Raw genomic sequence first — 21,618 nt, forward strand, 5'->3', positions numbered from 1 at the left:
CGGGCAATTCCTCAGACCAGATAGACGTTCTCAACCGTGTCGAAGTGCTGCCATGGCAAGCCATGGAGCGCTTCGCTTATGGTCACGTCCAGCTCTAGTGCAGCTGGCGCTTTCGCCGTCTGAGCGCTCTGAGCACCGCCCGTGAACCAATCGCCAAAAGTGCTCTCATCATAACCGTTTTCGGTCAGATACTGGCGCACCTCCGCCTCTGACTGGTAGTTCGCATAGCGAATATTGCCGTCGTCATGCATTAGCGCGCGCAAGTAAGCGGTCCCGTCGGTCAGAGCGAAATAGACCTCCTGGATACCGTCGCTGTTGTAATCGTCTGAACCGAGCACGCGGTTAATGTTCTCAATCTCCAGGTCGTTCTGGAAGCGGCGCTGTGAGTCCTGGTCCGAGCCTTGGACAACGTCGCCCGACTCTACGAGCGGATCGATATAGGTGCCTGCAACGCGGGTTTCGCCAGCCCAGGAATGATCATCAAAATAGACTAGGCCGTCTGGCGCGGTGCCGACAGTGGCGAAGCGCCCAATCGCATCGTTGACAAGGATCTGGTCGATATCACCATCGCCGTTCACGTCAGCTGAGCCGATGCGCAGCCAAGAGCCGTCACCACCCAGCGCGTTGCCGTCAAAGTCGCGGATCGAATTCATCGCGGACTGGTAGACGCTGGGGTCTGCGGTTTCGAAATTGACGCTCACGCCGATACCGGGAAGCAAGCGAACGAGCTCGTCATCAAACTGCGCGAACTCGACGTCGTAAAGCCTATCTGTGCCGTCCGGTCCAACAATGTCGTAGAAGGTGCCGTCGTCGAACGGGGTGCCGTCCGTGTCGAGCACTTGCGTGAGAATATAGTCGGCGCGGTTGCCACTGAAGATCGCGAAGTCGACATTGGACTCGCCGTAAAGCTGATCATCGTCGGCACCGCCGATCAGAATATCAACGCCATCGCCACCGGCCAGTTCATCAAAGCCAGTCCCGCCATGCAATTCATCATTGCCGCCATTGCCAAGCAGGAAGTCGTTTCCTTCGTCGCCGAACAGGAAATTGTCTATATCGCTCCCGCGCAAGTCATCATTGCCTGCGCCGCCGCGCATATGGGTCTGAAGTGGGTTTTCGAGGATGTCATCGCGGATCGTGCCAAGGCCTAGGTCCGCCATAATCGCCAAGTCGAGATCGCCGATCGTATAGGCATAACCGCGGTAAAACACGACGCCATTCATCAAACCCGTAAGCGGATCACTGCTGGTCGCAGGGTTCTCATTATTGTTGCCGTAATGCGCGTAATTGCCCTGCGTCTGCTCCAGATCACCACCCAGGACAGCTTCAACATTGTCCCCGCGAAAATAGTCCTCGCCCGCGATCTCAACCCTGCGCAAATCCCAATGCGTCGCAAAGCCACCCTGCTCATTGGTATCGGTGTTGTAATATCCGATCATCCCAAGAGCATGTCCGATCTCATGCAAAAGCACGCTCAGCCCATCTGTGCGATCTGACGGGATATCATCGCGAGTGCCCGGCGTGGGATCGAGGAACAGCTCATTCAGCAGATAGTCTTGGCTGAACTGCAAAATGATATCGTAGTCGCGGTCAGGCACATCCTCGCCGGTTTGAAGCTCATAGGCGGGCGCACCAGTAACGACGGTCAGCCCCTCAAACTGGCCAATGCCGGTGCCGTTGCCCCAGCCACCCTGCGCACGTCCGCTGGAGGACGAATCGAGCAGTTCGATCCGCACGGACAGGTTGGCATCCCCCGCCAAAGCCTCTCCCCACAGCCGAAATGCCTCATTGGTAACGCCCAATAAGAGGTCGATCACGCCCTGTGGAATATTGACGGTGTTGATTATGTTGTAGGTTGGATTGAGTGCCAAGCGCTTGCCCCTTCGATTGGTAGACCAAGGCTAATGCTGAGCCCACTCGGGATCAAGCTATTCATGAGAAGCACCAATGGTTTAAGCCCGCATATCCTTCGATGAACCCAGAGAGATATGTGAGGTGATGCTGGCGACTTGGGGCAATACGCCCAGCGTGTCGGCGTGGAAGCTCTTGTACGCCTCCAAACTGTCGACTTCGACCCGCAGGAGGTATTCAACCGAGCCGGTGATATTGTGGCACTCGCGCACTTCGCTGGCATCATCCATTGCTTGCTCGAACCTTTTGGCGTCCTTCGCCAGATGAGCTGATAGCCCAACCATCACAAAGATAGTGATCGCCCCGCCCAATCGCGAGCGGTCAAGCACAGCGCGATAGCCTTTGATCAGCCCGTCGCGTTCCAGCTCTTGCACTCGGCGTAGGCATGCAGATGCGGATAAGCCTACGATACTGGCGAGTTGCGCATTGCTGATGCGGCCATCTCGCTCAATCTCGTGCAATATTTTGCGGTCAATTTCGTCCATGACGCTCAATTATTGCAAAAATCAGTGGCGATCAATCAACTTCGCAAGCTCATTCGACAAGAAGCGCTCCATAATTGCGTTAGCACCTGCAAATCAAGTTGAGGGATCACAACAATGGCGACGATTGCTGCAAAACCAAAGCTGGGCAGTCTTGCGGAATATGGCATGACGCCAGAGCGCGGCTTTCTTTGCGATTACAACGCGCTTGAAATTGCACTGCCCGGTTGCTGGGCCGATGCCGCCAGTGTCGCAGAACAATTGCCGCAGGTTCTGCCGTCAGGCCGCGTGCGGGCATTCTTAGAAAACCACCTACCCGACCCAAAAGACTTGCGACCGGCAAGCGAGCTGAGCGCGGCGCAGGCGCGCATGGCGACGGTGCATTACACCTTTATGGTGCAGTCTTACATCTGGGGTGAGGCGCAGCCATCCGACCGCCTGCCTGCATGTTTGGCCGTGCCGATGGTCGCGCTCGCGGATCGGCTCGATCAGCAACCTTTGCTGACCTATTCTTCTTACGTGCTCGACAATTGGTCTTTGATCGATGCGCAGCGCCCGCTTGGGCTCGACAATATTCGCATGCTTCAGAACTTTTTGGGCGGAATGGATGAGGCGTGGTTCGTTCTGATCCATGTCGCGATTGAGGCAGCGGCGGGGCGTGTGCTTGCGCGCTTTGGTGACATTGTGGAGGCGGTGAACCAAGGCGATGCGGACACCGTGCGCAATCATCTCCAATCGACAGCGCTGGTGTGGGGAGAGATCAACGCGATCTTCGACCGGATGCCCGAACGCTGCGATCCCTATATCTATTTTGAACGCGTGCGCCCTTACATCCATGGCTGGAAAGACAACCCTGCCCTGCCCGATGGCGTGATCTATGAAGGCGTCGAGTGTTACGGCTCCAAGGCCCAGGCGTTTCGCGGGCAGACCGGTTCACAATCCTCAATCGTGCCGAGCATGGATGCGCTGTTGGGCGTTGGCCACGCTTCTGATCCTTTGCGCCAATTCCTTGACCAGTTGCACGAGTATCGTCCCTCCGGTCACCGCCGCTTTATCGATGATGTGCGCGCGGCGAGCAGGCTGCGTAGCTTTGCCCAGAAAGTGCAGTCGAAGCCTTTGAACGATGCGTATAATGCGAATGTTCAAGCAGTCGCCGATTTCCGCACGCGCCACCTCGAATATGCGGCGAGCTACATCAACAAGCAGGGCAAAAAGGCTGCGGGGAATGACACCGATGTGGGCACGGGCGGCACGCCATTTATGCGTTACCTAAAGAAGCACCGCGATGAGACCCGGGAGCGCCTGATTTAGCCGCCTACCTGACCATACTTGCGAGCCACCCGGTTCGGTGTACATTCCAGCGCGATGCATCTGTTTGAGACCCTAATTGTCCTGCACGTGATCACCGGGCTGACCGGGCTGATCGCGTTCTGGGTGCCGATTGCGACGAAGAAGGGGGCGTCCAAGCACCGCAAATGGGGCCGCATCGCGTGCTATGGTTTCATGGGCGCAGGCGCACTGGCCGTCGTCATGGCGCTGTTGTCGCTCTATGGCCCCGAAGAACGCATCCCCAGCGTCACGGATCGCGAGCTGTTTGCAGGGCTATTTGGGTGGATGATGCTCTATCTGGGGCTGCTCACCATTGGCTTTGCCGATTACGGTCTGGCGGTGGTCAAACATGCCCGCAGCCGCACCCAGCTTCGCCAGCCGCGCTATCAGATCGTCATCCTCGCGGTGCTGCTATCTGCCATCTATTGCTTCTACTACGGCGCGCGCATTGGCGAGGCTTTGATGATGGCGGTCGCTACGCTGGGCGTTGTCGCCATGAGCATTCAGCAGCTCTATATCTGGCGCTCTGACGTGCCCTCGCCCAAATCCTATGTCGGAGAACATTTTCGCGCGCTGATTGGCATGGGCATCTCCGCCTACACCGCCTTTATGTCGGTCGGCCTGATCCGCTGGGTGCCAGAAGAAGTGTTCAACCCGCTGATCTGGGCCGGGCCGAGCGTGGTTGGAGTGAGCCTCATCATCTGGTTCACGCATCAGGCGAAAACAAAACTCAAAGCCAAACAAGTCCAAACCCAAGCGAGCTAAGCCTGCCCCCACATCCTGAGAAGGTTGGCGATCGTCTTGTCGAGAGTGAGCAGCTCAGGTGAACCCGCCTCCAGCTTTTGACGGAGGCCCACCCGCATATTCTCAAAATCAAACAGCATTTCGCGCTGCGCGAGATCGCGGATCAGGCTCTCGATCCAACCGACGCAGACAATGCGGGTGCCGCTGGTTACTGGCTTTACCTCATGGATCGCGGTCGAGGGGTAGAGCACCAATTCACCCGCTTTGCCCTTCACCGTCTGAACCAGCCCGGCGGCATGGATCACCAGCTCTCCGCCCTCATAAGCGTCGGGATCGGAAAGGAAGAGCGTGAAGGATATGTCGGAGCGCATTCGCGCAGCCCCTTGCCCCATAATCGCATTGTCGACATGCGCGCCGTAATGCCCACCATCTGCGGTACGGCTGATGAGCGGTGAAGAAATGTGACGTGGGCGCGCGGCAGCTTTGACGACGGGATTTTCGGTGATGATCGGCAGCAATTTGGCGCGCATCGCCTTGCCCGCATCATCAGACATGACCGCCTGTTCGTTTTGCTTCACCTGCCGCGCGCTTGCCCCCGCTGTCTCTCGCCCATCGCGCCAACTAAGTTCCGACAGGCCAGCGCGCAGATCAGCAAGCTGAGCGGGGTCAGTAATGGCTGCAATGCTCAATATCATGGCGCATCCTTTGAGGATCGTTTGCAAAGACAAAAGCGGCGGCTATGCCTTGGCACAAATACCTATCGCTGGAGGACCGGAAATGAAAGTCGAGCTGAAAACCTGGGGCACGCTGGGTCTAGCAACTGCGCTGGCGGGCGCTGGTCTTGCCGGTTGCTCAGGGGAAGCCGGACAGGGCGGCGAAGGCGGAGAGGCCGCGGCGGTTGGTGAAGCTGGAACCGGAGAAGCAGGCGAAGGCGGCGAGGCTGGCGAAGGTGGAGAGAGCGGCGAAAGCGGTGGTGTCGGCGCGCTCCCCATCGAGCAGCGCCTTGTCTTTATGGCCGGCCATGTTGAAGCCGGTCTTGCGCTTTATCGCGCAGGCGAGAGCGAAGCGGCCGCGCCACATTTGATGCACCCAGTATCTGAAACCCACGCTGATGAGCGAGCTGGCCTTGACGCCTTGGGTTTCGACCCTGCTGCCTTTGAAAGCGTGTCAGCGGCTTTGGAAGCTGGACAGAGCGCGGATGAAGTTGAACCCATGCTCACGGCCGCCGGAGAGAACCTTGCAGCGATGCTCAATGCGACAGACACAGATGACGCTGCGCTAATCCGTTTCTTGATGGATACAGCGGTTGAGGAATACACAATTGCGGTGACAGACGGCGCCGTCACGGACCCCGCGGAGTATCAGGACGCATGGGGTTTCGTGAAAGTCGCACGCAACATCGCGCAGGACATGGATGGCGCAGATAGCGTTCGCGGCACTCTTGATGACATGCTTGGCCTTTGGCCTGAAGCAGCACCCATACCGCCTGCTGATCCCGCGCCTGCCGGTCAAGTTTCCGCGCTTGCCAGCCGGGTTCAATTGGACCTGCCGCAATAGCGCTCTTCCCATCCCCCAATGATGAAGGCATAGGCTCGCCCGATGCATGATATTCGACTGATCAGAGATAATCCCGAAGAATTTGACGAAGGCCTAGCGCGCCGTGGCCATGCGCCTGTGGCAGCCACCTTGCTTGAGCTGGACGAACAACGCCGCGCCGTTGCGACGCAGCTGCAAGCTGCACAAAGCCGCCGCAACGAAGCTTCAAAAGCGATCGGCAAGGCAATGGGCCAGGGCAATACGGAAGAAGCCGAAGCGCTCAAAGCAGAAGTGGCTGAGCTGAAGACCACTATGCCCCAGCTAGAAGATCGCGACCGTGAGCTGGGCAAGCAATTGCAGGATTTGATGCTCGCGCTGCCAAACCTGCTCGACCCGTCGGTGCCCGATGGCGAGAGCGAGGATGACAATGTTTATCTTCGCGAATGGGGGGAGAAGCCCGACTTCACCTTCGATCCGCAAGAACATGCTGATATCGCGCCTGCGCTGGGCATGGACTTTGAGACGGGCGCAAAGATTTCTGGTGCACGCTTTACGTTCCTGCGCGGCGATATGGCCCGGCTGCACCGTGCGCTTGGCCAGTTTATGATCGACAACAACACGCGCGATCACGGCTTTACCGAATGCAATCCGCCGCTGCTGATCAATGAAGAGGCGGGATATGGCACCGGCCAATTGCCCAAATTTGGCGAAGACCTGTTCCGAACCACAGATGATCGCCTGCTGATCTCCACATCGGAAATGGTGCTCGGCAATTCTTTCCGGGAGCAGCTGTTTGCGGAAGAAGATTTCCCGATGCGGCTCACCGCGCTCACGCCTTGCTTCCGTTCAGAGGCGGGCGCTGCGGGACGCGACACGCGCGGCTTTATCCGCCAGCACCAGTTTGAAAAGGTTGAGATGATCGTCGCTTCTTTGCCTGAAGAGGCAGAGGCAGAGCTGGACCGCATCACCTCCGTTGCCGAAGGGCTGCTGCAAAGCCTCGGTCTGCATTACCGGGTCATGCAATTGTGCACGGGCGATATGGGCGCGGCGATGATGAAGACCTACGACCTAGAGGTCTGGTTGCCGGGCCAAGGCGCCTATCGTGAGATCAGCTCTTGCTCAAATGGCGGCACTTATCAGCCGCGCCGGATGAACGCGCGCTATCGCCCTGAAGGCTCAAAGAAGAGCGAGTATTTCCACCTTCTCAATGGCTCTGGGCTTGCAGTGGGCCGCACCTTGGTCGCGGTGATCGAAAATTATCAGCAGGCCGATGGCAGCGTGATCGTGCCGGAGGCGCTCGCACCTTATATGGGCGGTGTCACCAAACTGGAGCCTGCGGCATAATGCGCATTCTCATCACCAATGATGATGGCTACCACGCGCCGGGCCTCACCGTTTTAGAAGAGATTGCCGCGCAGTTTTCGGACGACGTTTGGGTATGTGCACCGTCAGAGGAGCAATCGGGTGCGGGCCATTCGCTGACCCTCAATCGCCCGGTGCGCCTGCAACAATTTGGTGATCGCCGTTTTGCGGTCACCGGCACGCCCACGGATAGCGTGATGATGGCTTTGCGCGAAGTGCTCGATGCACCGCCCGACCTCATCCTGTCAGGCGTCAATCGCGGAGCCAATCTGGGTGATGACATCACCTATTCGGGCACCGTTTCCGCGGCAATTGAAGGGGCGCTCGCAGGCATTCGTTCGATTGCCCTGAGTCAGGTCTACAACCAAGAAACACGCGCCAGCGATGATGAGTTCGCCGCCGCCCGCAAATGGGGTGCAAAGGTCATCGAACCCCTGCTGGACGTGCCTTTCGATGAACGTACGCTCGTCAATGTGAACTTCCCACCGCGCAGCTCCGATGCCGTCAAAGGTATTCGTGTGGTCCGTCAGGGCTTTCACGATTATTCGCGCGGGAGCATTGTTGAAGGCAAAGACCCGCGCGGGCATCGCTATTTCTGGTTCGGGCTGCATGCGATTGAGCACACGCTTGACCACGGCACAGATCTCGAAGCGATTGATGATGGCTTTGTTGCCGTCACGCCCCTTCAACTTGACCTCACGCATCACGAAAGCCTCACCGCGCTGTCACAACGGTTTGCAGATTAAGGCTTTAGCGCGTTAAGAGGGGCGGGAATGGCGAAACGCGACGATCAGGTAAAAATTGCCCGAAGGTTCAAACCGCTGCGCCGTGCAGTGAGAATACCGGTATGGGGCGATCTATCGATCCGCCTTGGCGCGGCATTTTTCCTCATCATGCTGGTCGTTATGATCCATTGGTGGGATCGCGATGGGCTGGTCGACAATGTCGATGGCCATGTCAGCTTTATCGATATCGTCTATTTCACGATGATCTCCATCACTACGACCGGGTTTGGCGACATTGCTCCGGTCACCGACAATGCGCGGTTGGTAGAGGCCTTGATCGTGACACCAGTTCGCTTTGCCGTGCTGTTTATCTTTGTTGGCACCGCCTATAATTTCATCATTAAACGCAGCTGGGAGAAGTGGCGTATGGCCCGTATTCAGGATCAGCTTTCAGGCCATGTCGTCGTGCTCGGCTATGGCGTATCAGGATCGCAAAGTGTCGAAGAACTGATCGAGCGTGGCACTGACGCAAACGGTATTGTCGTAGTCGACCCGAGTGAGGATCGGCTGCATGAGGCCGAAAAGCTCGGCGTCAATGTGCTGGCCGGTGATGCCAGCAGGGATGAAACGTTGAAAGCGGTGCGCATTCAGGAAGCCGCCAGTGTGCTGGTTTCTGCAGGCCGCGATGACACCTCAATCCTGATCACACTCACCGTGCGCCATTTGGCTCCCAGGGTTCCGATCAGCGTCGTTGTGCGCGCGGATGATAACGAGCTGCTCGCCCGCCAAGCGGGTGCGAACAATGTCATCAACCCTGTGCGCTTTACTGGATTGCTGCTCGCAGGGTCGGCCAGCGGCGCGCATATCGCAGACTATCTCGCCGACCTCGCGTCAGTCTCTGGCCGCGTGCAACTTGTGGAACGGATCGTCACCGAAGACGAGTGCGGCTGCACCATCAATGAGCTCTCCAATGGCGGCAGAGGCCTGCGTATCTACCGCAATGGCCGTGCCTTTGGGTATTGGGAGGATGAGTGCCAGGATCTGCAACCGGGCGATGTGATTGTTGAAATTGTCCCGTCAGAGAATGGGAATGGGGACTAAGGGAAGAAATGTCTGACTACATTCTAGTCATAGACGAAGGCACAACCTCAACGCGCGCCATGCTGTTTGCCAGCGACGGAGTGCTGGTCGCCTCTGCTCAGGAAGAACTCACTCAGCATTATCCGCAGAGCGGCTGGGTCGAACATGACGCAGGCGAGATTTGGGAAAAGTCGCTTAAATGCGCGAATGAGGTGATCCCTAAGGCGGGCGGCGCCGCGATGATCGCAGGCATCGGCATCACCAATCAACGCGAAACCGTGGTCGCATGGGACAAAGCCACCGGCGAACCGCTTACCCGAGCCATCGTTTGGCAGGATCGGCGCACTGAGCCATTCTGCGCCGAGCTGCGCGAAGCTGACCACGAAGCCGACGTCCAAAGCCGTACCGGCCTGCTGCTCGATCCTTACTTCTCCGGCACCAAAATGCGCTGGATGCTCGACAATGTGCCAGCGGTAAAGGCGGCGCAGGAGGCAGGCACGCTCGCCTTCGGCACGATTGAGAGCTGGCTCGTATTCAAGCTCACAGGCGGCGATGCCCACATCACCGATGCCAGCAACGCCAGCCGCACTTTGCTACTGGAATTGGCGGGCGAGGGTTTTGACGAGGGGCTTTGCCAACTGATCGGCGTCCCGCATTTCGCGCTTCCACAAGTGGTCGATATGTCGGGCAAACTCGCGGAGACCAATGTAAACCTGTTTGGCAGGGAGATTCCCATCACCGGCCTTGTCGGCGACCAACAGGCGGCAACCATTGGCCAAGCCTGCCTCTCACCCGGAGAGACCAAGGCCACTTATGGCACGGGCGCATTTGTGCTCACCAATCAGGGGGAAACGATCCCCAAATCCGCCAACCGGTTGCTTGGCACTGTGCTGTGCCAGATCGACGGCAAGCGCACCTATGCGACCGAAGGCTCCGTTTTTGTCGCGGGCAGTCTGGTGCAGTGGTTGAGGGACTCGCTCGGCATTGTTGATGTGGCGAGCCAAACGGAAGAACTCGCGCGGTCCATTCAGACTAGTGGCGGCGTCACCATCGTCCCCGCACTCGCCGGCCTTGGCGCACCGCATTGGCGGGCAGAGGCACGCGGTGTGATTACCGGCCTCAGCTTTGCGAGCGGGAAGGCTGAGATTGCGCGCGCAGCTCTCGAAGCGATGGCGCATCAAACGCATGATCTAGCGGAGGCGTTCGCAGCAGACGGCGCGCCGTGGGGTACACTCAGGATTGATGGCGGCATGTCTGCCAATGATTGGATGGCGCAGGACCTGGCCAATATGATTGGCCTGCCCGTTGAGCGCCCCGGCTTTGTTGAGACGACTGCGCTGGGCGCAGCGATGTTGGCGGCTGCTGGCGCTGGCCTTTATCCTGACCTTCAGAGCGCAGCGCAAAAAATGCGCGGCACGCTCAAAACGTTTGAACCCGATATGGATGAAAGCGTTCGTGATGAACGTTTGGATCGTTGGAAGAACGCGCTGGCTTTAGCCTAAATCTGACAGTCGCCGCTCTAGCCGTGAATGAATGGCCCGCGCTGGCGAGACCATTTCAAATTCACTGCGCCATGCTTCATCAAGCCGCGCAATGCGTCCGTGAAGGCGCTCTGTTTCAGCGATCAACTCGCACGTCTCCGGCTCCAGCGACTTCAAGGAATTGGTATCACTTCCCCGGTCAGCGGGCAGTGTGCCGTGCTTGCGCACTTGAGCCTCGGTTAGCTCGCCCGAAAAGAAGGCACGCTGGTTCAACAGCCACGCGAGCACATGCATCATGCGCGTCGTGGTCTTGAGCCCCTCTGTCGAAAGCGCCAGCCGAATACTCGCATCTTCTCCGGGCTGCGGCTCACGCGTTCCCATCGCAAACACCGCGCGCACATCATCGGCCAGCAGCAAAGCTTCTGTATAAAGCGCCTCGATGATCGGGCGGGAAAGATTGGTTGTTCGTGCCATTACGGGGTCTGGGCTACGCCTCATTGGACCGCCTGACCAGCGGTCTATGGTTACTATCCAAGAGTGTTTTTCTCGCGTCCCGTATGGGCACAGTATCGGGCGGACATTAATCAGAGATGAGCTGGAGTGGGGTGTACTTGTTTTGCGCTCGCCAATGCGGGGGAGTCTTTTGTTCGCGCCCTCAAGCGCCGGGCGGCCGGTCGGCCTTGCGACACGTGCCGCGTTAACCCAGCGCTATATTGCGATGATTTCGCCGAGCTCGGCTGCGAAGCAGGGGCAAGCGCGACCGCGCGCCCGCAGCGCCTTGAGGCGCGAGGATGTCGCACCCCGGATGGGGTGCGGAACAAGAAGACTCTCCACGCCCGGCGTCTGAGGGCGCGAACAAGCTACGCGATAATATCGGGAAGCAGCGTGTCTTCCATAATAGCAATCTGATCTTTCAAACGCAGCTTGCGCTTTTTCAGCCGTGCGATCTGCAATTGATCGACCGGGCCCGCTTCGCTGAGCGCCATGATCGCCGCGTCAAGATCGCGGTGTTCGGTGCGCAGCAATTCCAGTTTTTTGAGGAGCTCTTGCTCATTCATGACTGTGACGTTGTGTTCCTAGCCTGGCCAGAATCGGCTTACCCAAGCCCCCGTCATAACGCAATTCGTCGCAGGCAAAAGCGAACGCATCCGTTTACGTTTCAACAGACACTTGCATTCTAGCCTAAATATGGTCTGATTGTCCTTAGCGGCTCTGCCGTGTGGCGGTGAGTCGCTCCCCTCGGGGGCGTTCCCCCGCACACACATAGGAGACACGCATATGGCATCATCCGCAGTATCGCCCGCAGCTTCCTCTCACATGGATGCTCTCCAAAACAAACATGCCGGGCTCGAAGCCCGTCTTCGCGACGAAATGGCGCGTCCGGCCCCCGATGCAGCGATGATCCAGCAACTCAAGAAGCAGAAATTGCTGCTGAAAGAAGAGATCGGGCGGACTTAGACGCCCATCTTTCTCAGGCGCGCTTTCAACGGCGTTCGATCCCGCTAATCCCGGTCCATCTGCTTTCACTTCGCCTCACAAATGGAGCGAAATGACGGCTCTATACTTTGCTTTTGTCGCCGTGAGCGCTTAGGCGTGAGACAATCATGACCGCCGCTGCTTCAGCCCGACAAATCCTCACTCGATTGCATGAGGTGATGGCCTCGCGTTTGCACGCGCAGGGCAAACTGGATTCCGTGGTTGAGATCATCGGCGGCGCGCTCGCGAGTGAAGTGTGCTCGATCTACCTCCTGCGAGAGGGGATGCTGGAGCTGTTCGCAACGCGCGGCCTCAACAAAACCGCCGTTCACGTGACCCGCATGGCCATCGGCGAAGGGTTGACGGGCACGATCGCGGAAAAGATCGAGATGCTAAACCTGGCCGAGGCGAAAGCGCATCCTGATTTCCAATACCGCCCCGAAACGGGCGAGGACAAATTCCATTCCTTTGCCGGCGTGCCAATCGTCTATCATGAACGCGCCGTTGGTGTTTTGTGCGTCCAGCATGTCGAGCCGCGCCGCTATGAAGACGTTGAGATTGAGGCTTTGCAGACCACCGCGATGGTGCTGTCGGAGCTGATCTCCAATGCTGAATTGGTCGATGAAGAGGCGGAACTCGGCCTCACCGAAGCGCAATCCGGCCCGCAGACGATCTCTGGCCTAACACTTGTCAGCGGCCTGGGCGCTGGCATCGCCGCATTCCACCAGCCGCGCGTTGAAATCACGCAGGTGATGGCTGACGATATCGAGGCTGAACGCGAGCGGGTCTACCGTGCCTTTGACCGGATGCGCGAACAGATTGATGGCCTTGCCAGCCAAGCGGAATTTGGCGTGGGCGGAGAGCATGAAGAGGTGCTCGAGACCTACAAAATGTTCGCTTACGATGAAGGCTGGTCGCGGCGCATCAATGAGGCAATCGATTCAGGCCTGACCGCAGAGGCTGCGATTGAGCGGGTCCAGCAACACACCCGCATGCGTATGCGTGAGATTGACGATGCGCTGCTGGCCGACCGGATGCATGATCTCGAAGATCTGGCGAACCGGCTGCTGCGGATTGTCTCTGGCCAGCTCGGCACCGCCGCACAACAGGGCCTGCGCAAAGACACGATCCTGATCGCGCGCAATCTGGGCCCTGCTGAATTGCTCGAATATGACCGTCGCCGATTGAAAGGCGTTATCCTCGAAGAAGGCTCGCTCACCGCGCATGTCGTGATCGTCGCGCGCGCCATGGGTGTGCCGGTCTTGGGCCGCGCAAAGGGTATTCGCGGCATCATCCGTGACGGTGATGAAGTGCTGCTGGATGCGAGCGCTGCCAATGTGACGGTGCGCCCATCCACTCAGGTGGCCGATGCTTTTGCCCAGCGTTTTGCCAAATCGCGCGAGCGGCAGGCGGCCTATGCAGAGCTGCGCGATGTCGAACCTCACACAGCCTGCGGCACCCGCATTCAGGTGATGATGAATGCTGGCCTGCGCGATGATATGAGCTCGCTCGCGCTCACAGGTGCAGACGGTGTGGGCCTGTTCCGCACTGAATTTCAGTTCCTCGTTTCCGCCACCCTCCCCCAGCGCGAACGCCAGTTAAAGCTGTATCGCGACGTGTTGGATGCCGCTGGGGACAAGCCGGTCATTTTCCGCACAGTCGATATTGGCGGCGATAAATCGGTCCCGTACCTCTCATCAAGCCTGTCTGAAAAAGATGAGAACCCGGCCATGGGCTGGCGTGCACTGCGCCTCGCGCTCACTCGCGAAGGATTGATGAAAGCACAGGCGCGTGCGCTGCTCGAGGCGGCCGCGGGTCGCTCGCTTTATGTGATGTTCCCGATGGTATCTGAGCCGTGGGAATTCGATGCGGCAAAGCAGGTGTTTGACGATCAACTCGCATTCCTGCGTTCGAAGAAAAAGGTGCTGCCAGAGCAGATCCATTACGGCGCCATGCTCGAAGTGCCCGCGCTTGCCGAAGTGCTCGATCTGCTTTTGCCGAAACTCAGCTTCCTGTCGGTCGGCACCAATGACCTCACGCAGTTCCTATTCGCCGCCGACCGGGCAAACCCTGAATTGGCGCTGCGCTATGATTGGCTGAGCATTCCAATCATGCGGTTTCTCCGCCGCGTAGTGAACGATTCTCAAGGCCAGAATGTGGACCTTGGCGTGTGCGGTGAAATGGGTGGACGCCGGTTAGAGGCGCTTGCGCTCATGGGCATTGGTTTCAGGCGTCTTTCGATCACACCAGCCGCTGTTGGCCCGATCAAGGAATTGGTGCCCAAGGTTGATCTGGCTGAGATTACCGAAGCGATGCAAAGTTGGCTGGCAGAGCCCGGCGTCAATCTGCGCGAAGAACTCACGCAATGGGCGAATGAGCGCGACATCGAGATTGACTGATCGCGCGGCGGACTGATCCACCGATAAGACCAGTTACCCGCTTCACTCTTTTCAGCGCCGCCACCGGGCGCTTCGCCCGACCAACTGTAAAATCTCGTAGCGAATCATTGACAGGCGGTCAGCCATGCCTGTTCACTGTATATCAACGATATTAAACAAACCACGTGCACAAGTGGATGGGTCATGGATAGCGAACACGATACGGCGGCCGACGAGCCGCTCGAAGAAGTTGATGCTGATGCGGTGGTAGAAGACCCGACCGCAGGCGGCCGTCTTCGCGCGGCCCGCGAAGCCAAGCGTTTGGAGCTGTCACATATTGCAGCAGAAACGCGCATTCCTGTGCGCCATCTCGAAGCGATCGAAGCGGGCCGGTTCGACGCCCTGCCCTCTCGCGCTTATGCGATTGGCTTTGCTAAAACCTTTGCCCGCGCGGTTGGATTGGACGAGGAAGAGATCGTCAACGAAGTGCGCGTGGAATTGGCCGAAGGTTATGCGCACGCCTCCGCAATCGCAGGCGGGATGGAGCCGGGTGACCCGGGCAAATTGCCATCTGCTGGTCTTGCCTGGTTTGGCGGGTTTGCCGCGCTCATCCTCGCGGTGGGCGCGATCTTTTTCTACAACACCTATTTTGGCGCTGGCACTGGTCCTGCTTCATTGATCGCAGCAGACGAACCGAGCGATGATGCCGAATTGGTCGAGGCAGGATTGGCTTCTGCTGGTGGAGAGGAAACCGCAGCTGCACCATCAGGCAATGGACAAGTGGTCTTTACAGCGACCGGCGAAGGCGCCTGGGTGCGCTTTTACGAAGAAGGCGGCGAACGGCTCTACGAAGGCGTGATGGCGGACGGCGATACGTTTGAACTGCCCGCCGACGCGCTGGACCCGCGCCTCAACACAGGGCGTCCAAATTTGCTGAGCATCACCATTGATGGACAGCCTGTACCCCCGCTTTCAGAAGAGATGGTGCCAGTCGGCGACGCGCCGGTTTCGGCTGCCGCTCTGCTGGCGCGAGCGACATTACCGCAAACGGGTGCCCCCACCTCAAATTGAGCGGCTTTGGCCGCTTGCCCCTCGCAATTCAGGTCCGAAACGGTTTCAAACCATCGGGGTTAAGTCTGCAACCGGGGTCGACTTGCGCGCCCGGCTCCGTCACAGATTCGGATAACGTTCATGCGCGATTGGCCACTAAACCGGTCAAATATCGCCAGAATTGCAAATGCACTTGAGTGAGGAGCTTAAAGAGCCATGACCGTCAGGACACTTCGCCGTTTGACCCCCGTAAAAGGCTTGCGAAGCGCCAGCATTGCTGGGCTTGGAGCGATTGTTGCCGCAGCTGTGGTCGCAACCACCCCCGTGCCCGCTTTGGCGCAGGACAATGCAGAGGCGCGCTTGCGCCGTGCAGAAGCGGAAATCCGCGCGCTCCAACGCGCTGTCTTTCCCGGCGGCGACGGGCGCTTCTTTGAACCGCAAATCGCAGCGGGCAGCAATGGCGCATCCCCGCAAGGATCAGGCGCAAGCTCGGGTGCACCCTCGACCACGGCAGTGACCGATATCCTTGCCCGGCTGGACGCAGTGGAACTGCAATTGCAGCGCTTAACAGCGCGGTCAGAGGAAAACACCAACGCTATCGGCTTGATGGAAACGCGGCTGATGGCGCTTGAATCAGCTGGAACCAACTCAGGGATTTCTACGGGAACTGGTACATCGCAATCGGGAACCTTCACCGCCACACCAACACGCGGAAACCCGCTGCCTGACGATGAGTTTATTGGGACGGCCTCTACGGTTGCTGGAACGGCTCAAACGCAAGAGCCGCAAGCATCTGAGCCTGCCGCCACCGGCCCAAGCGCGGACCGAGTGGCTGCAGTTCGCGCCATCACCAAACCTCAAACCGATGATGCCGGCGATGACGAATATTCCTACGGTTTCCGTCTGTGGAATGCAGGGTTCTACCCTGAAGCGCGCCAACAACTCGCTTCTTTCGTAGAGGATTATCCGAACCACTCACGCGTCACCTATGGCCGCAACTTGCTGGGCCGCGCGTTCCTGGACGATGGCATGCCAGAAGAAGCAGCCCGCTGGTTCCTGCGCAATTATCAGGCTGACCGCACCGCACGCCGCGCGCCTGACAGCCTGCTCTATCTTGCGCAAAGCATGATCGCGATGGACGACACCCGCCGCGCTTGCATAGCCTTGGCGGAGTTTGGCGAGACCTACCCGGCAGTCGCCACAGGCCGATTGTCTGATCAATATGAAAGCAATCGCCGCAGCGTCACTTGCGAATAATGGCCGGTGGCGGCGTTTAGGGGGCTCTGATTGATACGCAGATTGATCTTGGGCAGCTTGACCCTGACCTGACCGAGCGGTTTCGCGCCGCGCTTGACGAGTTGTGGCCGGTTGAAGATCGCGAAGGACCCCTAGGCCTTGCCGTATCGGGCGGCCCCGACAGTCTTGCTCTGCTTTTGCTCGCCCATGACGTGTTGCCCGGTGAAATCGCAGTGGTGAGCGTCGATCATGGTTTGCGTGAGGAAGCGCCCAATGAGGTGGCTCTGGTCGCGGCGCTTTGCAACGCACTCGAAGTCCCCTTCACCGCCATTCGCGTGGAAGTCAGCGCGGGCAACCTCCAGGCAAAAGCACGTGAGGCTCGCTACAGAGCCTTGCGCGAATGGGCAGTCGATGCGCAGCTGGGCGCGGTTGCAACCGCCCACCACACCGATGATCAGGCAGAGACCTTGCTGATGCGCCTTGCGCGGGGCAGCGGACTTGCAGGGCTTTCCGGTGTGCGCGCCACAACCCTGCTGCCCGATAGCGACATCGCGCTTATTCGCCCGCTGCTATGGGCGCGCAAAGCGGAACTGGAGGACGCGGTGAATGCGGTTGGCCTTTCGCCTGCTCTCGATCCGTCCAACACCAACGCTGCATTCGACAGAGTGCGTGTGCGCCAACATCTGGCCGCTAATGACTGGCTCGATGCTCACGCGCTGGCCGCAAGTGCAGGATACATCGCCGAAGGATGGCGCGCACTGGAATGGTATGCCGAGTTGGATCGCGAGGAAATGGTTTCGCTTGAGCGCGATGAGGAAGGCGCGCCGACCTATCTGTATTGCGCCAATGTCCCGCGCATCATCCAGATTGAGACGATTTGCCACATTATCTGCAAGCTTGGCGGACGGGTAAGCCGTGGCGAAGCGGGTCGCGCAGCCGACCGGCTATGGCGCGGGCACAATGCTTCGCTCGGCGGAGTGCTGGCCGTCCCGTCGATTGAGAAAGTCGAGAAAGTTGGCGTGGAAATGCGCGTATGGCGGTTCAGCACAGAGCCTCCCCGCAACACTCATTAAACTCAAGACATTAAGCGATCGCCGACAGTCGCCATCTGACCGCGCGTGATCACGACTTTGTCACCGCGCCGGGCAATATCGAACAGCTTCTCCGCGAACTCATCCGGAACACCTATACAGCCATGCGAGGCAAAGCCATTGGCAACCGGCGAACCGTGAATCGCGATTCCGTCCCACGTCAATCGCAGCGTCCATGGCATGGGCGCGTTGTTGTACTTCTCCGAGACATTGTCCTTTTCCTTGGTCAGGATCGGGAAGGTACCAAGCGGAGTAGGGTGATCTTGTGTGCCCAGCAGAGCAACCGCGGTGCCGATTTCATGGCCATCGCGGAACACGCTGATAACGCGCGCATCAAGGTCAACGGTCATCACCAGTTTGCCGGTCGCAGGCGCACGCGATTCGTCCCAGAACCACTCGCCGTAACGGATCGTGCCTTCGATCGGCAGGATGCTCTTGATCACAAACGGGTCATCGCTTTGCGCCGCCGGAGCGGGGGCTGGAATGTCTTGCACTTCCGGGCGTGAAATCATGCGCGCTGCCGGGCCGCGTGGCTCAACAGTCGGCAATTGCGCCTCAACACTACCGGCAGGTGGCAGTTCGGGAAGCGCAACTTCATCAATGCTTTCAGGACCATAAGGCTGCGGCAGGCTGGGATCGAGTATCAGCGAGTCCCCACCTGTTGTCGGGTCGATCGCCCGGATCGCGTCCTCGGCATCGGCTGCCACTTCCAATGCAGCATCCGCCGCATCATCCGCAGAGGTCTGCCCAATAGCGATTGATGCGCCGCCTGTCAGCGCAGCCAGACCGACCACAGTGGCCAAACGGATATTCTTGAAAGCCATGTCCGATAATCCTTCTTTCATGGCGTCCTATATGCCCTGTTTTGTGCTTAACTACCAGTGACTAACCCCGCAGCGTCCCTTCGAGGGACGCAGGCTAGACAAAGGTTAAGGGGCAAGCTTACCCGTGGGCGCCGAACTGATTGGCGATCGCCACTGACAGCCGCAGCATCAAGGCGTAAGCGCGCTCAATCGGGTCGACATAATCGCGGTTGATCTGTGCGTAGCCTTCGTTCTCCTCGTCAGGATAACCCGCAGGCGCATCCATCGCGAAATCATCCAATGACGGGAAGCTTGTCGGGAAGGCGCGGCGCATTTGGGCAAGCGCGTCTTCGATCCGCAAGGAGAACACCATTTCGAGCACATCTTCGCGGCTGATATCATTCGCGCGGCTAAAGGCTGGAACAGACACCGCTTTAAGGAAAATGTGCTGCATCAACGCGAGGCGCAAAGCTTGCGCCGCGCCAATCATCCGCCGGGTTTCCTGCATTGCAGGTGCGGGCTCTTCTTCGGGCAAATGGTCGAGCAGGCGGTGGAATTTAAGCGCATCCACACGCAAACGCGATGCCAGTCGGCGATAGACACCGGCGCGATCATCTTTGGTGAGATATTCTGCCAATCCTTCACACGCGGCGGACAAATGCGGCTCTGTCCCGCGATAGGGGCGCGTTGCCCAATAGGCGGAGTTGAACAGCTCGCCATGCGCGGCGACTGTCTTCACGCTGGCAAGCGCGTTCGAGGTGCGCGCGAGGCGAAGCAGCTGCTGACCCCGCTCACTTTCGCTCAAAAGCGCAGCGATCTCTTCGTAATTGCCATCCGCAGCCGCACCGATACCGGCGATGACATTCACCGGATAGCCTAGCTGCTGAAGGATTGAATTGTGCGGGATAGCGCGGATCTGGCGCAGGTTCATATCGCGATCAGCGCTGAGGTCAGACTGACGACGTGAAACGCGGCTGCCGGTGGAATTGAGAAGGCCAAGACCGAACGCGGTCACTGCGCGCGAATAGGTCTGGCTGCGCAGGTGATCACGCTGATGCGCGCGAATGGCGCGGTAGAAATCGAGGCTGATATCCGTACGCGTATAAAGCGGATCAGCGCACACCTCAGAACGCTCTGGCCCTTCCGTGATGATCCGCGTCAACGTCGCGCGCGCAAGCTCGGTTCCGGCAAAATGGATATAGCCATCGCCGCCTTGGAAGCTGACCTCTGGCTCCAGCTCAATCCCTTGCCGGTGAAAGCGACTGCGCGCCCATTCGCTCAGCGGCCATGTCAGGCGATCCGCATAGCCCGAAGGATGCGCGCCGCGACCCATGCTTTCGCCGTGGGTATTAAAGATGAGCGCGGCGACCCCCGTAAGGTTATGCCGGGCCATTGCTTGCGCCATGCGACCCTGCAGACGCTCAATTGCGAGACTTGCAGGGATTTGCCCCACAAACCGCCCTGCATCCGAGAACCCCGTCTGGATACACATGCGACCGCGCAGTTTCGCGTATTCGCGATATTGCTCTTCAGCGCAGAGCGCTTCGAGGAAGCGACCACCATGTTCCAGCGCACTTTCGGTCTCAAACAAAGGCGAGACATCGACCTTGCCCTCAATCCCAAAGGCGCGCGCAAAATAGAGTGCGGCTAGGACGGTGGAAGGCTGCTCGCACTCCGCAATCAGCATGCGGATTGGCGTGTCGGCATCAATATGGCCGAGGATCTGCGCCATCGCGAGGAATTGCCGGGTCGCAGTAGAGCTTTCAATCGCAAGGCTCGCAAAGTTGGTCGCCTTGGGCTCCACTTCGGCGAGCATCTTGCGCAACGTCGCCATCGCGCCTTTGCTCGCAAGGTCCAATTCTGGCGTCTCGTGCAGATGCGCGCGGATCGCGTTGTGGAGCTGCTTTGCATTCACTCGGAAGTGCAAATGCGCCATGCCAAGGCCATCGGCGCGCATCGTCGCCGCCAGTGTCTTGAGCGCGACAGCGTGGGCAGTGTCATCAGCCGCGCCCGCTTCTTTTTCGAGCTGAGCGATAATGCCATCAAGCGAAGTGAGCTTTGCTGGATCGTCAGCGGTCAAGCGGTTGGCGGCAGCGGAAAGGTCCGCCGGAGCCGTCAGATCACCCGCAAAATCCTCAGCGCTTTTCGCCGCATGCTCGCCGCCTGAACGCAAAGTCGCAACCAGAGCGTGACCCGCATCAATCGCTTCCAGATCAGCGGCATAGCGCTCCAGCCTTTCAGCCTTTTCCGACAGGCGGAAACGGATCGAGGTGTACCATTTGATGTCGGTGCGCCCGTCCATGTCGTATCCGACCCAAGTCGCGAAACGGAACGGCAGCGGCGTGATTTCCTGCCACTGATCGGGCCACGCCTTGGCCGCATGGGTCAACGCCTCTCGCACCATGTCAGCGCGCGCATCCTGCGCATGGGCAATCGCAGCCATCGCCTGACCATGCTCATAATCGAGCGTGACGGCGGGGCGGTCTGACCCAAGCTCACAGGCGGCCTTGTCAATTGCTTTGCCGCTGCTGGCAGCCTCTGCCACCGCTTTGGTTTGAGCGGGTGTCATCAGAAAAGTGGGGTGCGCGGTAAATACAGCGTGGAGATGCGGGGTTTCCCAACGCGCTTTGAACGCGTCAAATTCACCATCGCGCACGAACAAATCGCTAAGCGCCTGCGTGTTCGCGGCAGGAGCGACGGGAGCAGCCAAGCGCTCCAAACGTTTGGCGCGAGCCTTCAGACTGGTGCATTCAAGGTCTTCGATGAGGCTTTCGAGCGCGTTGAGGTCCATAACGTCCCCTTCAAGCGCGCGCGACAGGTCGAGGCCCAGTTGGAAGACCGGGTTGAAGAGTGGTGTCTCGCGCGTGCGGGCGTGCAGTTCTTGCAGGCGGGCGCTGAGGTCAGAGATCGAGTTCAATGGGAGTGTCATGGGGA

Annotated in this window: 19 protein-coding genes; 12 read left to right on the plus strand and 7 right to left on the minus strand. The window is 58.9% G+C overall.

From position 1 onward, the window contains the following. Positions 1-11 precede the first annotated feature (11 nt). Positions 12-1,871, minus strand: coding sequence for a calcium-binding protein (locus AC0V6N_RS10400; protein WP_486171485.1), 1,860 nt, complete (start codon positions 1,869-1,871; stop codon positions 12-14). An 81-nt stretch (positions 1,872-1,952) separates the two neighbouring features. Next, positions 1,953-2,396, minus strand: a complete 444-nt coding sequence (locus AC0V6N_RS10405; protein WP_486171486.1) for an Lrp/AsnC family transcriptional regulator — start codon at positions 2,394-2,396, stop codon at positions 1,953-1,955. Positions 2,397-2,510: 114 nt separating this feature from the next. Here AC0V6N_RS10405 and AC0V6N_RS10410 point away from each other — a divergent pair, with 114 nt between their 5' ends. Beyond that, positions 2,511-3,704 carry a PrnB family protein gene (locus AC0V6N_RS10410; protein ID WP_486171487.1) on the plus strand — a complete coding sequence of 398 codons (1,194 nt, stop codon included), beginning with the start codon at positions 2,511-2,513 and terminating at the stop codon, positions 3,702-3,704. A gap of 18 nt (positions 3,705-3,722) precedes the next feature. Then, complete coding sequence (locus AC0V6N_RS10415; protein WP_486171488.1) at positions 3,723-4,487, plus strand: hypothetical protein; 765 nt, start codon at positions 3,723-3,725, stop codon at positions 4,485-4,487. Here the strand turns inward: AC0V6N_RS10415 and AC0V6N_RS10420 are convergent. Further along, a complete protein-coding gene (locus AC0V6N_RS10420; protein ID WP_486171489.1) occupies positions 4,484-5,161 on the minus strand; it encodes a Fe2+-dependent dioxygenase in 678 nt (225 codons plus the stop codon). The genes AC0V6N_RS10415 and AC0V6N_RS10420 overlap by 4 nt on opposite strands. On the opposite strand from AC0V6N_RS10420, the gene AC0V6N_RS10425 reads away from it, so the two are divergent. Genes AC0V6N_RS10425 through glpK form a run of 5 tightly spaced genes read left to right on the plus strand, consistent with a single transcriptional unit; the run spans position 5,139 to position 10,671 of the window. Next, a complete protein-coding gene (locus tag AC0V6N_RS10425; RefSeq protein ID WP_486171490.1) occupies positions 5,139-6,023 on the plus strand; it encodes a hypothetical protein in 885 nt (294 codons plus the stop codon). The genes AC0V6N_RS10420 and AC0V6N_RS10425 overlap by 23 nt on opposite strands. A gap of 42 nt (positions 6,024-6,065) precedes the next feature. Further along, complete coding sequence (serS, locus tag AC0V6N_RS10430) at positions 6,066-7,346, plus strand: serine--tRNA ligase (protein WP_486171491.1); 1,281 nt, start codon at positions 6,066-6,068, stop codon at positions 7,344-7,346. Further along, complete coding sequence (gene surE / locus AC0V6N_RS10435) at positions 7,346-8,110, plus strand: 5'/3'-nucleotidase SurE (RefSeq protein ID WP_486171492.1); 765 nt, start codon at positions 7,346-7,348, stop codon at positions 8,108-8,110. The genes serS and surE overlap by 1 nt, the downstream gene beginning before the upstream one ends. A gap of 27 nt (positions 8,111-8,137) precedes the next feature. Next, positions 8,138-9,190, plus strand: coding sequence for a potassium channel family protein (locus tag AC0V6N_RS10440; protein WP_486171493.1), 1,053 nt, complete (start codon positions 8,138-8,140; stop codon positions 9,188-9,190). An 8-nt stretch (positions 9,191-9,198) separates the two neighbouring features. Then, a complete protein-coding gene (gene glpK, locus AC0V6N_RS10445) occupies positions 9,199-10,671 on the plus strand; it encodes a glycerol kinase GlpK (RefSeq protein WP_486171494.1) in 1,473 nt (490 codons plus the stop codon). Here glpK and AC0V6N_RS10450 read toward each other — a convergent pair. Further along, the gene (locus AC0V6N_RS10450; RefSeq protein WP_486171495.1) at positions 10,663-11,124 is read right to left on the minus strand and encodes a DUF1465 family protein; all 462 of its coding nucleotides are present in this window, start codon (positions 11,122-11,124) and stop codon (positions 10,663-10,665) included. The genes glpK and AC0V6N_RS10450 overlap by 9 nt on opposite strands. 386 nt (positions 11,125-11,510) lie before the next feature. Continuing rightward, positions 11,511-11,708 carry a YdcH family protein gene (locus AC0V6N_RS10455; RefSeq protein ID WP_486171496.1) on the minus strand — a complete coding sequence of 66 codons (198 nt, stop codon included), beginning with the start codon at positions 11,706-11,708 and terminating at the stop codon, positions 11,511-11,513. 220 nt (positions 11,709-11,928) lie between these two features. On the opposite strand from AC0V6N_RS10455, the gene AC0V6N_RS10460 reads away from it, so the two are divergent. From AC0V6N_RS10460 to tilS, 5 genes are all read left to right on the plus strand, one after another. Beyond that, positions 11,929-12,108, plus strand: coding sequence for a DUF465 domain-containing protein (locus AC0V6N_RS10460; RefSeq protein ID WP_486171497.1), 180 nt, complete (start codon positions 11,929-11,931; stop codon positions 12,106-12,108). Between the two features lie 146 nt (positions 12,109-12,254). Then, positions 12,255-14,525, plus strand: a complete 2,271-nt coding sequence (ptsP, locus tag AC0V6N_RS10465) for a phosphoenolpyruvate--protein phosphotransferase (protein ID WP_486171498.1) — start codon at positions 12,255-12,257, stop codon at positions 14,523-14,525. Positions 14,526-14,708: 183 nt separating this feature from the next. Beyond that, positions 14,709-15,575: a helix-turn-helix domain-containing protein gene (locus AC0V6N_RS10470; RefSeq protein WP_486171499.1), complete on the plus strand. Its 867-nt coding sequence runs from the start codon at positions 14,709-14,711 to the stop codon at positions 15,573-15,575. 195 nt (positions 15,576-15,770) lie between these two features. Continuing rightward, positions 15,771-16,811 (plus strand): tetratricopeptide repeat protein, encoded by a 1,041-nt coding sequence (locus AC0V6N_RS10475; RefSeq protein WP_486171500.1) that lies wholly within the window; start codon positions 15,771-15,773, stop codon positions 16,809-16,811. A gap of 101 nt (positions 16,812-16,912) precedes the next feature. Next, positions 16,913-17,863 (plus strand): tRNA lysidine(34) synthetase TilS, encoded by a 951-nt coding sequence (gene tilS, locus AC0V6N_RS10480; protein ID WP_486171501.1) that lies wholly within the window; start codon positions 16,913-16,915, stop codon positions 17,861-17,863. A gap of 2 nt (positions 17,864-17,865) precedes the next feature. On the opposite strand, the gene AC0V6N_RS10485 is transcribed toward tilS, so the two are convergent. Continuing rightward, entirely contained in the window at positions 17,866-18,705 is an 840-nt protein-coding gene (locus AC0V6N_RS10485; RefSeq protein WP_486171502.1) for a L,D-transpeptidase family protein, read from the minus strand. Positions 18,706-18,823: 118 nt separating this feature from the next. Further along, positions 18,824-21,613, minus strand: coding sequence for a phosphoenolpyruvate carboxylase (locus AC0V6N_RS10490; protein WP_486171503.1), 2,790 nt, complete (start codon positions 21,611-21,613; stop codon positions 18,824-18,826). Between the last annotated feature and the right edge of the window lie 5 nt (positions 21,614-21,618).

Source organism: Erythrobacter sp. S57(2025) (genome assembly GCF_057365055.1).

Bases quoted from the DNA above. Each gene is read 5' to 3' on its own strand.
- AC0V6N_RS10450 (WP_486171495.1), bottom strand. From the start codon at position 11,124: ATGGCACGAACAACCAATCTTTCCCGCCCGATCATCGAGGCGCTTTAT.
- surE (WP_486171492.1), top strand. From the start codon at position 7,346: ATGCGCATTCTCATCACCAATGATGATGGCTACCACGCGCCGGGCCTC.
- AC0V6N_RS10460 (WP_486171497.1), top strand. From the start codon at position 11,929: ATGGCATCATCCGCAGTATCGCCCGCAGCTTCCTCTCACATGGATGCT.
- AC0V6N_RS10475 (WP_486171500.1), top strand. From the start codon at position 15,771: ATGACCGTCAGGACACTTCGCCGTTTGACCCCCGTAAAAGGCTTGCGA.
- AC0V6N_RS10410 (WP_486171487.1), top strand. From the start codon at position 2,511: ATGGCGACGATTGCTGCAAAACCAAAGCTGGGCAGTCTTGCGGAATAT.
- AC0V6N_RS10405 (WP_486171486.1), bottom strand. From the start codon at position 2,396: ATGGACGAAATTGACCGCAAAATATTGCACGAGATTGAGCGAGATGGC.
- AC0V6N_RS10440 (WP_486171493.1), top strand. From the start codon at position 8,138: ATGGCGAAACGCGACGATCAGGTAAAAATTGCCCGAAGGTTCAAACCG.
- glpK (WP_486171494.1), top strand. From the start codon at position 9,199: ATGTCTGACTACATTCTAGTCATAGACGAAGGCACAACCTCAACGCGC.
- ptsP (WP_486171498.1), top strand. From the start codon at position 12,255: ATGACCGCCGCTGCTTCAGCCCGACAAATCCTCACTCGATTGCATGAG.
- AC0V6N_RS10485 (WP_486171502.1), bottom strand. From the start codon at position 18,705: ATGGCTTTCAAGAATATCCGTTTGGCCACTGTGGTCGGTCTGGCTGCG.
- AC0V6N_RS10420 (WP_486171489.1), bottom strand. From the start codon at position 5,161: ATGATATTGAGCATTGCAGCCATTACTGACCCCGCTCAGCTTGCTGAT.
- AC0V6N_RS10470 (WP_486171499.1), top strand. From the start codon at position 14,709: ATGGATAGCGAACACGATACGGCGGCCGACGAGCCGCTCGAAGAAGTT.
- AC0V6N_RS10490 (WP_486171503.1), bottom strand. From the start codon at position 21,613: ATGACACTCCCATTGAACTCGATCTCTGACCTCAGCGCCCGCCTGCAA.
- AC0V6N_RS10425 (WP_486171490.1), top strand. From the start codon at position 5,139: ATGGCTGCAATGCTCAATATCATGGCGCATCCTTTGAGGATCGTTTGC.
- AC0V6N_RS10455 (WP_486171496.1), bottom strand. From the start codon at position 11,708: ATGAATGAGCAAGAGCTCCTCAAAAAACTGGAATTGCTGCGCACCGAA.
- serS (WP_486171491.1), top strand. From the start codon at position 6,066: ATGCATGATATTCGACTGATCAGAGATAATCCCGAAGAATTTGACGAA.